This window comes from Xenorhabdus bakwenae, assembly GCF_030272115.1.
Lineage (GTDB): Bacteria > Pseudomonadota > Gammaproteobacteria > Enterobacterales > Enterobacteriaceae > Xenorhabdus > Xenorhabdus bakwenae.
Genome location: NZ_CP119194.1, coordinates 1130732 through 1145652 on the forward strand (window position 1 = coordinate 1130732; position 14921 = coordinate 1145652).

Annotated in this window: 14 protein-coding genes and 2 tRNA genes; 5 read left to right on the forward strand and 11 right to left on the reverse strand. The window is 43.8% G+C overall.

Annotated elements, in window-relative coordinates; all coding sequences use genetic code 11:
• Nucleotides 1-16 precede the first annotated feature (16 nt).
• The 5 genes from PXH59_RS06210 to PXH59_RS06230 form a co-directional block, all read right to left on the reverse strand.
• On the reverse strand, nt 17-1309 hold the full coding sequence (locus PXH59_RS06210; RefSeq protein ID WP_285810842.1) for an MFS transporter: 1293 nt from the start codon (nt 1307-1309) through the stop codon (nt 17-19).
• A gap of 112 nt (nt 1310-1421) precedes the next feature.
• On the reverse strand, nt 1422-2570 hold the full coding sequence (dgoD, locus tag PXH59_RS06215) for a galactonate dehydratase (RefSeq protein WP_047769998.1): 1149 nt from the start codon (nt 2568-2570) through the stop codon (nt 1422-1424).
• Entirely contained in the window at nt 2567-3184 is a 618-nt protein-coding gene (locus PXH59_RS06220; RefSeq protein WP_285810844.1) for a 2-dehydro-3-deoxy-6-phosphogalactonate aldolase, read from the reverse strand. Before PXH59_RS06220 ends, dgoD begins: the two co-directional genes overlap by 4 nt.
• Complete coding sequence (locus PXH59_RS06225) at nt 3135-4046, reverse strand: 2-dehydro-3-deoxygalactonokinase (RefSeq protein ID WP_285810846.1); 912 nt, start codon at nt 4044-4046, stop codon at nt 3135-3137. The genes PXH59_RS06220 and PXH59_RS06225 overlap by 50 nt, the downstream gene beginning before the upstream one ends.
• Nucleotides 4047-4258: 212 nt before the next feature.
• A complete protein-coding gene (locus PXH59_RS06230; RefSeq protein ID WP_047769991.1) occupies nt 4259-4807 on the reverse strand; it encodes a VOC family protein in 549 nt (182 codons plus the stop codon).
• 192 nt (nt 4808-4999) lie between these two features.
• Here PXH59_RS06230 and argS point away from each other — a divergent pair, with 192 nt between their 5' ends.
• Complete coding sequence (gene argS, locus PXH59_RS06235; RefSeq protein WP_285810848.1) at nt 5000-6730, forward strand: arginine--tRNA ligase; 1731 nt, start codon at nt 5000-5002, stop codon at nt 6728-6730.
• A gap of 76 nt (nt 6731-6806) precedes the next feature.
• Here argS and murJ read toward each other — a convergent pair whose 3' ends face one another.
• Nucleotides 6807-8345: a murein biosynthesis integral membrane protein MurJ gene (gene murJ / locus PXH59_RS06240; RefSeq protein WP_285810850.1), complete on the reverse strand. Its 1539-nt coding sequence runs from the start codon at nt 8343-8345 to the stop codon at nt 6807-6809.
• Between the two features lie 400 nt (nt 8346-8745).
• On the opposite strand from murJ, the gene PXH59_RS06245 reads away from it, so the two are divergent.
• Nucleotides 8746-9579, forward strand: coding sequence for a serine/threonine protein kinase (locus PXH59_RS06245; RefSeq protein WP_434223363.1), 834 nt, complete (start codon nt 8746-8748; stop codon nt 9577-9579).
• Here PXH59_RS06245 and rimJ read toward each other — a convergent pair.
• Nucleotides 9568-10143 carry a ribosomal protein S5-alanine N-acetyltransferase gene (gene rimJ / locus PXH59_RS06250; protein ID WP_285810852.1) on the reverse strand — a complete coding sequence of 192 codons (576 nt, stop codon included), beginning with the start codon at nt 10141-10143 and terminating at the stop codon, nt 9568-9570. The genes PXH59_RS06245 and rimJ overlap by 12 nt on opposite strands.
• Before the next feature lie 272 nt (nt 10144-10415).
• On the opposite strand from rimJ, the gene PXH59_RS06255 reads away from it, so the two are divergent.
• Nucleotides 10416-10979, forward strand: a complete 564-nt coding sequence (locus PXH59_RS06255) for a lipoprotein (protein ID WP_285810853.1) — start codon at nt 10416-10418, stop codon at nt 10977-10979.
• A 94-nt stretch (nt 10980-11073) separates the two neighbouring features.
• On the opposite strand, the gene PXH59_RS06260 is transcribed toward PXH59_RS06255, so the two are convergent.
• Together PXH59_RS06260 and ghrA are read right to left on the reverse strand one after the other, a co-directional pair.
• Nucleotides 11074-11616, reverse strand: coding sequence for a TorD/DmsD family molecular chaperone (locus tag PXH59_RS06260; RefSeq protein WP_285810855.1), 543 nt, complete (start codon nt 11614-11616; stop codon nt 11074-11076).
• Between the two features lie 85 nt (nt 11617-11701).
• Entirely contained in the window at nt 11702-12652 is a 951-nt protein-coding gene (gene ghrA / locus PXH59_RS06265; protein ID WP_285810857.1) for a glyoxylate/hydroxypyruvate reductase GhrA, read from the reverse strand.
• A 316-nt stretch (nt 12653-12968) separates the two neighbouring features.
• Between ghrA and PXH59_RS06270 the strand changes: the two genes are divergently transcribed.
• Nucleotides 12969-13058: transfer RNA gene (locus PXH59_RS06270), tRNA-Ser, on the forward strand.
• Nucleotides 13059-13189: 131 nt separating this feature from the next.
• A tRNA-Ser gene (locus PXH59_RS06275) sits at nt 13190-13279 on the forward strand.
• A gap of 206 nt (nt 13280-13485) precedes the next feature.
• On the opposite strand, the gene PXH59_RS06280 is transcribed toward PXH59_RS06275, so the two are convergent.
• Both PXH59_RS06280 and PXH59_RS06285 read right to left on the reverse strand, forming a co-directional pair.
• Nucleotides 13486-13995: a DUF6622 family protein gene (locus PXH59_RS06280; protein ID WP_285810858.1), complete on the reverse strand. Its 510-nt coding sequence runs from the start codon at nt 13993-13995 to the stop codon at nt 13486-13488.
• Between the two features lie 411 nt (nt 13996-14406).
• Nucleotides 14407-14913, reverse strand: coding sequence for a VOC family protein (locus tag PXH59_RS06285; RefSeq protein ID WP_285810859.1), 507 nt, complete (start codon nt 14911-14913; stop codon nt 14407-14409).
• Between the last annotated feature and the right edge of the window lie 8 nt (nt 14914-14921).

The following is a 14921-nucleotide window of genomic DNA, read 5'->3' on the forward strand; positions in this document are numbered from 1 at the left end:
GGATATAAACGCCCAATTAGCCGACACGTTTCACATCGCCCACAAGAAAGATATAGGAGAGTGCACCAATCAATGTGACGACAGAAATGTAAACCAGTGCTGGAGAAAAACCGTAACTCTGCGCCAAATAGCCAATCACAAGTGGTACAGAGATCCCTCCCAACCCGCCGACAAAATTAAAGATACCGCCGGTCAAACCAATCAAATGCCTCGGTGCCAGTGAAGAAACCAGTGACCAGGTAATGGAAGCAAAGCCGTTACCAAAGAAAGCCAGTGCCATTAGCACCATGATCCATATCGGGTTGTTAGTGTAATTGGCGCCCATAATACAGGTGGAAATTATCAAACCACAAATAATCGGGGTCTTACGCGCCACCCCCAGAGAAAAACCTTTACGTACCATTTTATCTGCCAACCAGCCAGAGAGCAGTACACCGAGAAATGCAGCCAGAAACGGAACGGTAGTCATGAAACCGACTTTTAGAGCAGTAATCCCCTTCTCCTGAGTCAAATAACTCGGGAACCAGGTCAAAAAGAACCACAACGTTGAAGCGACGGCGAATTGCCCCAGATAGACACCCACCAGCTTATAGTGGAACACCAGCTTCCAGTCAGCGATAGTCAGAGACTGGCGTGCCATTTTCTTAGCGGGCGAGTCATCATCGACTAGTCCTCCGCCCATGCGAATATATTCAAGCTCCGCATGACGCATGTTTTTTGTTAACCGTGGCCGCCGATAAACGTTAATCCAGATTAATGACCAAATAATTCCGATACCCCCGGTCAGGAAAAAAACCCAGTGCCAGCTAATTAATTCCTGGATCCATATTAGAAATGGCGTCAGAAAAGCAAGCCCGACAAACTGCCCTGATGTGTAAAAACCAACGGCAGAGGCACGTTCATGTTCAGGGAACCAGCTTGTTACCATACGGTTATTGGTGGGAAATGTCGGTGCTTCAAAAATACCAATAATGGAACGTAATCCAATGAGTGACATCAGTCCGATTGCAAAGCCCTGTAATAGCGTCGCCACCGACCAGCCCAAAATGGCAATAAAATAGGTCACGCGTGAGCCAACGCGATCAAGGAACCACCCCCCGGGAATTTGACATAAGGTATAAAACCAGGAGAAAGCAGAAAAGATATAGCCCATTTCCGTTTTCGTGATAGCAAACTCTTTCTGGATATTTGCTGACGCAACAGCAAGGTTGGCCCGATCAACATAACAAATAACGACCGTAATAAAGATCATTATCAACGTCAGATAGCGCCGACGCCCAATTTTCGCAGTTGTTACTGAAATATTCATCTCAATCTGTCTCCAGATTTTGGGCACAGTGAAACCGTTCACCCTGCCCTATAGTTAACAGAGTGTGTAAAAGAACACATTGATTTAATTATTTATTTAATAACGGACATGATTACCATTCAGCAACGGAGCCATCTTTATGTCGCCACATTGGATTTCGCCAATCTGGTACATTTTTGCTGCGCTCAATGACCTGTGCTTCGTCAATTTCAACACCAAGACCCGGTTTCATTAAGGGTTTAAAGAACCCCCCTTCCATACTGAAATCTTCTTTATTTTTCACAAAATCAAGTAATTCCGCCCCTTTATTGTAATGAATGCCCATACTCTGCTCCTGAAATACCGCATTACGTGATATGAAATCGATGTGCAAACAAGCGGCCAGCGCAATCGGCCCTAGTGGGCAATGTGGTGCCAGTGCGACATCATAAGCTTCAGCCATGCCCGCAATTTTGTAGCATTCGGTAATGCCTCCCGCATGCGATACGTCTGGCTGGAGAATTGCCAGACCGCCCGTTTCCAGTACACGTTTAAATTCAAAACGGGAAAACATACGCTCACCTGCCGCAATTGGAATATGGGTTTGCGCCGCCAGGCGGGGATAATATTCCGCCTGTTCCGCCAGCACGGGTTCTTCAATAAATAAAGGGTGATATGGCTCTAACGCCTTAATTAATACCTTCGCCATGGGTGCGCTAACACGACCGTGGAAATCAAGCCCAAATTCAATTTCATTACCGAACACTGCTCGGATCTGCGCTACCGTATTGACGGCAGTGTCGATTTTTCGCAAATCATCAATGATGCTCAGTTCTGCACAACCATTTAATTTGAATGTATCAAAACCGATCTTCCGTAAGGTTTTAATACCGTCAATCACCTCCGACGGGCGATCACCGCCCACCCAGCTATATGCTTTGATCTTATCGCGCACCAATCCCCCCATCAGTTGCCACACGGGCGCATTCAAGACTTTGCCTTTGATATCCCATAAAGCCTGATCGATTCCCGCCAGAGCACTCATCAGAATGGGACCGCCACGGTAAAAGCCGGCACGATACATCACCTGCCATAAGTCATTAATGCGGGCAGGATCTTGTCCAACCAAATATTCACCTAGCTCGTGCACTGCCGTTTCCACTGTGCGGGCACGGCCTTCAATCACCGGTTCCCCCCAGCCGACAACACCTTCATCTGTTTTAATTTTTAAGAACAGCCAGCGTGGAGGCAAACGATAAGTCGTGAGTTTAATTATTTTCATTGCACCGCCTCCCGATACGCATTAACAAATAGGGTTGCCTGCCGTGCAGTACGATCAACCGATTGACCGGCACGATAAAGATCACTGCCTAAACCGGCGCCCATGCAACCTGCGTTAATCCATTGAGACAGATTATCCGGCGTTACACCGCCCACGGCGAAAACAGGCACGTCTGGCGGTAAAACCGCTTTCAGCGCTTTGATATAAGCTGGACCAAATGCCGATGAGGGAAAAATTTTTAATGACTGTGCCCCCGCTTCCAGCGCGGTAAAAGCCTCTGTGGCCGTCGCACAACCTGGACATACTGTCATACCATAAGCAACCGCTCTGCGGATCACTTCACTGCGGATATTAGGCGTGACAATCAGTTTGCAACCCATTTCCGCCAACACATCTACCTGTTCTGATTTGAGTACAGTTCCCGCTCCAATCAACGCCTTACTGCCAAACGCTTTCACCATGGCCGGAATACTCTGTTCCCACTGCGGAGAGTTAAGTGGGATCTCCACGGTGTCGAACCCAGCGTCAATGACCGCCGCGATGTGTTCAAGCGTTTCGTCCGGTTTAATACCGCGAAGAATAGCGATAAGCGGAAGATGGGTTTGCCACAGCATTTGCGATACTCCTTATACCTACCTGAAAAACGGTATCACCGTCTGCCAGAGAGATATTCCGTCCGATAGCGCTGAACGCCTGCTTATAACGAGCCGCTAACGAAAGTCCGGCGACAAGTGTGATAGCCTGTTGATCCACAAAATAGTGACTCATACTCGCAACTTCTGCACCAATCAACAGGCCGGATAAAAATTCACTGACATATTCGCGCGGCAGAGCACCCAATACATGCGAGGCGCGAACTTCGAATAAAAATGGCAAATGCACAGGAGAATCTATTCCCCGTTTAAGCCCCGCATTAAAAGCTTCTGGACAGGCAACCTGTTCTGGCAACCCTGCTCCCACCAGTGAATGATGCAAAAGTAAATGGTGGAGTTCGCCGGTCATCACAGTACGAAAATCATGGATTTGTTGGTCGTCAGCTAATACCCATTTACAGTGAGTGCCGGGCATGACATAAAGAGAAGCAGGAAAAAGCTGATGAGCGCCTAATAATTGAGTCTCTTCGCCTCGCATCACGTTGTGGTTATCTTCACGTGAAACACACAATCCCGGAATAATCCAGACATTGTCTGCAACGGGGGTTAATTGCTCACCTATCGCAGAGAACCGAATGGGAACCGACAAATATGGCGCAATTTTCCAACCCACGTTGCTACCGATCATCCCTGCCATGACAATCGGCGTTTGGTCATCCCGCCAGTTTTGAGTGATTTCTGCTAACACCACCTGTGGGGATTTTCCATTGAGACGGGTGATCCCCGCTGCGGATTGCCTGCTTTCCTGACATTCATCACCCTGATATAGCCAGGCGCGTAAATTGGTCGATCCCCAATCAATCGTGATGTAGCGTGCTGTCATGTGATTTCCTTAAGCCTTTGTGCTGAACTGGCAATCATGACAAAGGCCGCTGATTCCCATCTTGATGCCGTACCGTATCAAACAGCGCCTTCTTTTCCTGGCGTGTCCTAATCGCTCATCCAGATTCGTTCAAATATCGCTCACTGAAACGAGCTTATCGCTACGCGGAGTTGCAGTACTACGATAAAGATCACAAAAAGAACACAGCATGTTTAATTTTTGATAATCTCTTTGAGAGAAAAAGGGTGAAATTTGATTGTGACATCATCTTTTGTCACTGCTAACGTTGGATTTGGTAACCTTTCATTGTCACCTTGCGGATGGCTCTCTTTTGTACGAAAAACAACGGGCAACGGATCAGGCAGTAATTTATAGGCTTCGGGTATCAGTTGTTCTGGTGGCACAGGCAGGACAAATTCGACATGTTCCCAACCTTCGTGAATATATGGCTTTTTACCCGGATAAGGTAATTCGACACAATCAATTTGCCAGCCCAGTAAAGTAATTGGCTGTTCTAACTCAAATAAGCAGATCGGCCGGCCATTGATCCTGCTTTCAGACAACAATTGACCACATTGCAGAAAACCTTGACGCCAGCGATCAGCGATTGAAATAGCATTACAACGCAGGGAAATATGATCCGCTGTATACTGTGTAAGTTCCAGGCCCAAATGTTCACCAAACTGCTTTAGCTTTTGTTCAAACTGATATAAATCAGCCACCAAATCCTGTAATTCAGGAATTGTTGAAAAGTGTGTCATCTTTCCCCCAGCAAAAAACTATCGCCTGAAAGGCGAACGGAAAACAAAAAGTCATACCGCAAGCGGCGGCTGATGGTAGCATGCAGGAGGCTGAATATGGTATAAAACCCGTTATTTTGTCTAACCCACACGCTTGAGAGTATTTGCACAGTCCAGATGCAGGGGCTTTTGTGCGTAATTTAAGGTAACCCGGTGAATATTCAGGCCATTCTTTCAGAAAAAATCAGCCATGCGCTGATTGCTGCTGGTGCTCCAGCCGACAGTGAAGCTCACGTCCGTCAATCTGCAAAAGCTCAGTTTGGTGACTACCAGGCAAATGGTGTCATGGCGGCTGCGAAAAAAGTGGGCATGCCCCCCCGACAATTAGCAGAAAAAGTCGTCAGTTTGCTGGACTTGCAAGGCATTGCCAGCAAAGTTGAGATTGCAGGCCCTGGCTTTATCAATATCTTTCTGGATAAAACGTGGGTCGCTGCCAATGTTGAAACAGCGCTGAAAGATGAAAAACTGGGCATCACGCCGGTCGCGCCGCAAACCATCGTTATCGACTATTCTGCGCCGAATGTGGCAAAGCAAATGCACATTGGGCACATTCGTTCCACGATTATTGGCGATGCCGCAGCACGTACCCTTGAGTTTTTGGGGCACAAAGTCATTCGAGCCAATCACGTTGGTGACTGGGGTACTCAGTTCGGGATGCTGATTGCCTATCTGGAAAAAATCCAGAACGAAGATGCCAGTGATATGGCATTAGCCGATTTGGAAGCTTTCTACCGTGAAGCGAAGAAAACTTACGATGAAGATGAAGAATTTGCTGTTCGCGCCCGTAGCTACGTCGTAAAACTGCAAGGCGGAGATGAATATTGCCGGACTATGTGGCGCAAACTGGTTGATATCACCATGTCACAGAATCAGGAAACCTATGATCGCCTGAATGTGACGCTGACAAAAAACGATGTTATGGGTGAAAGCCTGTATAACGATATGCTGCCCGGCGTTGTTGCCGACCTGAAACAACGTGGGCTTGCCGTTGAGAGTGATGGTGCTATCGTGGTTTACTTTGATGAGTATAAGAACAAAGAAGGCGAACCAATGGGTGTTATCATCCAGAAAAAAGATGGGGGCTATCTTTATACCACCACGGATATCGCTTGTACCAAGTACCGTCATGAAGTCCTGCATGCTGACCGGGTTCTTTACTACATCGATTCACGCCAACACCAACACCTGATGCAAGCCTGGACAATCGTACGCAAGGCAGGTTACATTCCTGAATCCATGTCGCTCGAACACCATATGTTCGGCATGATGTTGGGCAAAGATGGCAAACCATTCAAAACCCGTGCAGGTGGTACAGTAAGACTGTCTGATTTGCTGGATGAAGCGATCGAACGTGCAGACGCTCTGATCCGTGAGAAAAACCCAGATATGTCGGAAGACGAACTGAAAAAAGTTGTCAACGCCGTAGGTATTGGCGCGGTGAAGTATGCCGATCTCTCCAAAAACCGGACTACCGACTATGTATTTGACTGGGATAACATGCTCGCCTTTGAAGGTAATACCGCACCTTATATGCAATATGCCTATACCCGCGTAAATTCTATTTTCAAACGTGCACAAATCGATGAAAACAGCCTGACCTCCCCTATTCTTCTGAACGAAGAACGTGAGCAAGCGCTGGCAACGCGTCTGTTACAATTTGAAGAAACTATCACAATCGTTGCCCGTGAAGGCACGCCTCACGTAATGTGTGCTTACCTCTATGATCTGGCTGGCCTGTTCTCTGGTTTCTACGAACATTGCCCAATCCTGAATGCGGATAGCGAAGAAGTGCGTCAGAGCCGCCTGAAATTAGCCCTGCTGACGGCAAAAACGTTGAAGCTAGGTCTGGATACCCTGGGTATTGAGACGGTAGAACGGATGTAATCACCTTGTCTGAAACTGGCATGGAAAAATCATGCCGGTTTCAGTTCACTTAATACAAACGCAATTAATTAATCAGTTACTGCAATCCGCGTTGAGCAAAATCCTTCAATCGAAACCCCATGACAGCCAATGTGGCAAAATAACTCCCCGCACCGGCAACCACGACCCCCATCAACCGTAACAGGCGCAATGCCATATTGCTCTCATCCCAGGCAGGCATAAACCACAATATCGTCAACAATACCCCGACCATGACCGCAATGGCCACCACCAGTTTCAACAGGAAAATGCCCCATCCTGCCAGCGGTTTAAAAATCTCACGCTTGCGCAATTGCCAATAAAGCATACTGGCATTGAAGCAAGCAGCCAAACCGATAGAAAGCGCCAATCCCGCATGTTTTAATGAGCCAATAAAAGCCAGATTCATTAACTGAGTCAAAATCAGGGTTGCAATCGCAATCTTGACTGGGGTTTTAATATCCTGACGAGAGTAAAAACCAGGAGCGAGGACTTTAACCACAATCAATCCCATCAGGCCAAAGCAGTACGCAATTAATGCGCGTTGTGTCATTTCTGCATCAAAGGCAGAAAAATTGCCGTACTGAAAGAGTGACACGGTTAATGGCTCTGCTAAAATGCCCAATGCCACCGCACAAGGTAAAGCCAACAAAAAGCAAAGGCGCAACCCCCAATCCATTAGCTTTCTATATTCCTGGTGATCCCCATTGGAAAAACTTTTTGCCAGTGAAGGCAAAAGGATTGTCCCTAACGCCACGCCCAATACTCCCGAAGGCAATTCCATTAAACGATCGGCATAATACATCCACGAAACCGAGCCAGAAACCAGAAATGAAGCAAAAATGGTATTGATGATCAGTGAAATTTGACTGACTGAAACCCCCAAAATAGCCGGTCCCATCTGACGAATAACACGCCATACTCTGCTGTCACGAAAGGAAATTCGTGGCAATACCAGCATACCTATTTTTTTCAAGTGCGGAAGCTGATAAGCCAATTGCAAAATACCACCAGCGATCACAGCCCAACCTAATGCCATCACAGGTGGATTGCAGTAAGGTGCCACAAACAGCGAAAAAATAATCATGCTGACATTAAGCAATGTTGGAGCAAAGGCAGGCACAGAAAAGCGATTCCACGTATTGAGAACCGCTCCCGCTAAGGAAGCCAGAGATATCAAAAAAATGTAAGGGAAAGTAATTCTGAGTAGATCACGGGTTAAAGTGAATTTATCCGGTATATCGGTAAAACCCGGTGCCGTGACATAGATGACCCAAGGCGCGGCAATCACCCCAATCACCGTGACTATCGCCAAAATCAGCGTCAACATCCCTGATACATAGGCAATAAAGGTGCGTGTTGCCTCATCCCCCTGCTGATTTTTATACTCAGCAAGTATCGGAACAAACGCTTGTGAAAAAGCGCCTTCAGCAAAAATACGGCGCAATAAGTTAGGGAGTTTGAAAGCAACGAAAAAGGCATCCGTTGCCATACCCGCACCAAATATACGGGCAATGATGGCATCACGAATAAAGCCCAGAACGCGGGAGAACATCGTCATTGAGCTGACCGCTGCCAGTGATTTCAGTAAATTCATGGTATCTTCTAAGATTGATTTTTATGGAATAAGCATAAAAGATGTAAAGCGATCAGGCCAAAGAAATCAAGATAATATTGTTGAAAATTAATAATTTCCATTCATTTCAATGACTGGACAGGTGAACACAAAACCTCGTTCATATCCTATCAGATATATATTCCATAAACAGAGTCACATCCACAGATCACAAATAATAAACATTATGCTTAACTCAATATATGACTGGTCATTCCTTACTATCCATTGAATGATGAAGTTATTTGAGATGTCATGATCAGCAGGTGTCCAGAAATAACCAAGAGGCCATCCATTTGCAAAATTTTCACAGGACACATATCGGTGGTAGCATTGGCTTTACCCCCCTCTTCCAATCGGATACTGCCTCAATGAATTCGAAATCGAAGAAGTCATTGGCAAAAGCGGCGGCAGTATTGTGTATCGTGTTTGGGATCACCATCTCAAGCAATCTATTGCTATCAAAGAATATACGCCCCACTCTTTTGCTATACGCCGTCAAGATATGAAACTCAACTTACGAGGAAAAAAATTAGAAGAACGATTTTATGCTGGGTTGCAAGACTTTATCCGTGAAGCCCACTTGATGTCCTGTTTCCAACACCCCTGTCTTCCCCGTTTTCTGCGCTTTTGGCAACAAAACTGCACAGCATATATAGCAGCTTCCTTCTATAAGGGAATGACATTAAATAAATTGAGGATAAAACATCCACATTTCATCAATGAACATTGGCTGCGTCAGATACTGTTTCCCTTGTTAAATGTCCTTGATACGCTCCATCAAAGAAATTATTTACATTGTGATATTTCCTTGGACAATATCTTGATCCAAGAGAATCAATCACCCATATTGCTGGATTTAGGATCTACCCGCCAAACAACAACACGCTTGTCTGATGATACAGAAATAACCATCCGCTCCGGCTTTACGCCCGTTGAGCAATACACTGCCAATGAAGAAAACCAACATGGTCCCTGGACAGATCTCTACGCGTTGGGGGCCGTACTCTATACTTTGATTGTGGGTAAATCCCCTCCGGTCAGCATCGTGCGCAATCTTGACGATAATTATCAGCCGCTGGTCAAACTGCGTCCAGCGGGATATTCCTTACCGTTTCTGCATGCCATTGACTCCACCCTGGCAATAAACCCCTCAAGACGGCCACTGTCTATATCCGAATTCATCGCTCTTTTTTCAACAAATTTATCCCCATGAATCATCAATCAGTGATGTCAACACATGATCCTGCCAAACTCCGTCAATCATTAAATAGTTCCTGGCATAACCTTCTCGTTCAAAACCTAACCTCTTAAGTAAATTTCCACTGCGATGATTATGTGGCATGTAATTAGCCATAATCCGGTGCATTTTTTGGTGGCGTTGCATATAACGGATTGTCGGTTGCAAGGCTTCATACATTAACCCTTGACCTTGCCATTTTTCGCCTAAAGAATAACCCAGATAACAGGAATAGAACGCTCCCCGTACAACATTAGTGAAATTAGCAATCCCCATGACTTCATTTTCATTAAGATCTAATAACAAAAAATTAAATGCCGATCCCTGCCGCTGTAATTCCGCAATATAATTCAGCCTATTTGTCCATCCAGAAGGTTGATAAAAACTACTCTCTCTTGTTGGTTCCCATGGCTTAAGAAAATCTTTATTTTCTGCATAATATTCAGCCAATTTATAGGTATCCCGTTCATACACCACACGAACAACCATTCTATGCGTAATAAAACGAATCTTGGGAGATGCAGAACGATAACCAAACATGTTTTCTCCTGATATTTACCTTGGAAAATTTATCAAGTAATTTAGCGATTACGGCATTTTTAATCACCATCCGCCGATAAAAAAAATATCATATCTATCCCTTTACCTTAATACTTAAAATTAGTGGACTTAGTTACCACTTATGTCCTGCACCCTCAATTCAACCAGAAGAAAATTGAACCTATTATTATTGGCAAGCATTAATCATATGATGAGCTAATTACGTCATAATTAGTGTAAGATCTGCCCATTGAAAACGAAAGGAGATAACAATGAGACGATTTTTCTTAGGGGCTGTATTGGTATTGGCAGGATTAATCAGTGGCTGTGATCAATTCAAGGAAGTCAGTATTAACGAAGGTTTGCTGAATGATTATTTATTAAAAAGAGTTCATTATCAAAAGCAAATTAGCCTGCCCGCAGCGACCAAAGCCAATATCACACTGGGAGAGTTGACCAGTCAAATCGGCCGCCAGGATCCAGAAAAAATTGAATTATCAACTCTGGCAAAAGTTCAATTAGTGACCTTGCTGGGAACGGTTCATGCTGATATGAAACTGACTATCAGGGCTAAACCGCTATTCGATGCGAAAAAAGGCGCTATTTTCATTAAGGAATTGGAAATCGTAGATTACCAAACCACACCAGAAAAAGTCGCCACGCCAATTAAAATGTTACTCCCTTATTTGAATGTGTCTTTAAGTGAGTTTTTTGATGCTCATCCGGTTTATGTCTTAAATCCAGAAAAAAGCAAGTCTGAAGCCGCTGCTTTGAAATTAGCCAAGGGCTTGAAAATTCAACCCGGTAAATTGGTTATTGATTTGGGTGATAAATAATTTTCATTATCGATAAAATAGTAAAGGCGGGTCATTTAACAACCCGTCCTTACTTATTGTCGCTATTTACCGATTGACTTATCTGTGTGAGTGATCACTCTACTTCCAGCTCTTCACGTAACGCTTGCAATGCCTCTCGGGTCATCATCGCCAGTGTTCGATAAAAACCGCTGGTCGCATGGACTTCAACTTTACCAAGAAATTGCCCACACCAAGGCAACAAATATTCATCAAACAACTTAATCTGGGCCTGGACTTCATCCTCTGCGGCCTGATCTTCCAGCCATGATGCAGCCAACAATAAGGAGCCAAATTGATCGGCCGGAGTATCAGACAAAGGCATGCCTCGTTCCACCAAAAACTGGCGTACTTCACTTTCATCCTGATCAGTATAATCAGAACGGCAGACTGCAACACCCGCAGACGCTCCGGTAAACAAGGCATGATAATCGACTTCAATTACCGATAACTCACTGTTTTTCTGTAACCTATCCAATAACTCATCCTGTTCCAAAGGCCACAATGGTTTCAATTTTCCCTCAGCAATCAGGGTGATTATAGGTTGCAAAACAGGATCTTGTGGTGCCCGGTTAAACAATGTTCCCAATATGCGGCAGACAATAGAAAATTCGTTCATGGTTTAATTTACCTCCCAATAACTTACCTGAATAATAGATATCTGTTATTGTCCCTAATCGTCTGCCTTGCTGTAAAGCGACTTGTCAATAACCAAGGCCCATATCAACGAGACCAATGGGTGATTCACCTTTTTCCATTCGTCTGATATTGTCACAAATCATATCCATAGCTTCATCAGGAATAGTCTTAGCCGCGATATGTGGAGTGATATTAATGCGTGGGTGAGTCCAGAAAGGGTGAAAATTTGATAGTGGTTCATCAACAAATACATCAAGGGTCGCACCAGCCACATAACCTTTATCAATGGCTGTCAGCAAATCTTGCTCTACCAATTGGGCACCTCGTGCAATATTGATCACATATGAGCCAGATTTTAACTGCCTGAATAATGAAAGATTTAAGAGACCACGAGTTTCTGGCGTATCTGGCAGGATATTAATCAATACCTTACATTCAGAAAGAAAGTCATCTAGCTGTGCTTTCCCATAGAAATTCTCGACATGATCAATTTGTTTTGGCGTTCGGCTCCAGCAACGAACGTTGAAACCAAATTCTTTCAATTTTTCAATAACGCTACGCCCCAAAATGCCTGCCCCCAAGACGCCAATAACAAACTCTTTTCGATTATAGGCAGGCATGGGATTCCAGAGACGCTGTGCTTGATATTGTTTATATTCATCCATGCGGCGGAAATAATATAACACTGAGGAAACCGCATATTCCTGCATTTGCTGTGCCATACCTGTATCTTCAAGACGTATTAGCGGGATCCCTTTAGGTAATGTTCCCGGGTTTTCTAGCTCTTTTTGAAGGATGGCATCCACTCCAGCCCCAAGCGAAAATATCCCTTTGATATCCTGACGGCTAGATAACATTTCATGGGGAGGCAACCAAACTAAAGCATAATCAGCAGGAGCATTATCACCCCTCACCCATTGCCGGATGTTAGCCTCAGGTAACCTAGCTTGTATGCCCTGAAACCATTTATCGCAATTAAAATGAGGAGCAGAAGAGTGAAAGAAAATGATGTTCATAAAATCTCATTCCTTTTTGTTTTTCTAATAGGGTTAACTTATTGCTGAAAGGTTGCAAGCCTCCGATTAGGAAGACAGGAATGAAAATATTGATAATGTTATCTGGTTAACAAATTTGCCATGACGCGTTGCAACAAAAAAGCATTTTTACTCCCGTAATTGGCTACCCGCCACACAAATTGTTTTTTATTTGTCTAATCGGTCAAAAAGCCTGAAAAAATCGTCATAAGCCTGTTGACGCCCGCCCTGCTTTTCCCTATAGTAGCGCCCCGTTGCAGCGATGAACTCAAGAGAAATCACTGCAATATAAAAATATGGTGAGGTGTCCGAGAGGCTGAAGGAGCACGCCTGGAAAGTGTGTATACGTGAAAACGTATCGAGGGTTCGAATCCCTCCCTCACCGCCATATTCTACGAAAGAGCCTGAACAGAATGGTCAGGCTTTTTTAATGCCTGACAAATTAACCATAATTAGTTGGGTTCATTAGTAATACAATTACGATAGTGCATTCTTATTGAATGCAACAAAGCAAAATTCGGTGAGGTGTCCGAGAGGCTGAAGGAGCACGCCTGGAAAGTGTGTATACGTGAAAACGTATCGAGGGTTCGAATCCCTCCCTCACCGCCATTTTCTATGAAATAGCCTGACTATCCGTTCAGGCTATTTCTCATTCCCAATACCCAATAAAATCGCCTATACCACCAGCCATAAGATCAACCATCACATTGGCACCACGTCTATTAGGCGCTTGATTTATTTCTCCTTATTCGATCATATGAGTGTTACTATCGGACAGCCATTTTTATTAAAATGAAATATAAAATATATTCAACTTATTCCTTTTTATTATTTTTATAATAAGGAATAAATAAATTAAGCGTTCCTCCCCAAAAGACACCATCCGATAGACCACAGATAAAACCGAACAGTAAATTAAAATTGAGAGAATATAACAAATTAGAGTTAATACTCATCATGGCAGAAATAATAAACTTCACTATAAAAACAGTAAGAATCAGACTCAAACTCAAAGGGGTTCCTGAACGAATGATTGAGCCATCTTCATTACCCTTTCTTAACCTTGGTTGACTACGCCATAAGCCCCATCCGACACCCCCTCCCACAACAATACCTACAATAAGCGCCAGGAATGCCGAATTTGGAAATGTCGTTTCATTTAATACACTGTAAACAGCCCATATTAAAAACAAAACCGGCATAAAAAACAGTCGATCAATACGCATTTCTCTGTCATATAACGCATCGATACCCCGTTTAATCAGAAAAACAAATAAAATCCAAACCCAGATAGGCGTACCTTTAATAATGGCTAAAATTGACATATCAATTACCCTTCTTACATTGAGCATTAAGCCCTTTACATTTTAAATAAAATAGTCCATTCGTCATATTTATTCATCATTAACCGGTTAATTCTTAATATGATATGGACAAAATCGTTATGTCAGTATCAGTTACTGATAACATTCAAGGTTAATAGTAACAAATTGAAACAATATCAAATATAAACCAATTGCACTTTGATTTACATTATCAGTAACCTTATGACAAATAAAAACTTACTCAATAATCACCTTCTACTTTTAACCACAACATAGGGATAAGCAGTGACATTTTTAGGAATAGCCAATAGTAAAGAATATAAGAATACGCCTACCGCGTGTGCCAAGCGGGTTGAGGTATGTCTGGATACCTCGTCGGAAAGATTTTCACCCAACGTATCTTCATTTCCCTTAATCCAAAAGACAAACCCGAATCATATGACCATCCGGATCTTTCGCGAGAAAAGTGCGACCAAACACGTCAGTATAGGGTTCCTGCTGAATGTCAATATTTGGATTTCGTTGCCATTTTTCAAAGAGTTGATCAACCTCTTCGCAAGTGGGTAACATAATACCAATTTCTGAAAACCGTGGCATTGTGTTGTCTGGCTTTGCTCCTCCACTCCAAATAGCAAAAATAGCTTCTTTACCTACAGTAAATGCGACATAACGCGGGCTGGAAAAAACCGGTTCCGCATTAAAAATAGTTGAATAAAAGGCCGTAGAACGTTCGATATCAGAGACATAAATCAGCTGGAGATTGGGTTTAACAACAGAAATGAGTTTTTCTGTCTCGGTTTTTTCAACCACAGCTTTAAGCCTTGAGAGTGTTTCTACCAAGTCTTGCGTCACTTGCTTAAAAAAACTGACTGCCTGGGAATCAGGAAGATGCTTTTCAGGCTCAAAAGAAACACGCACCTGAATGC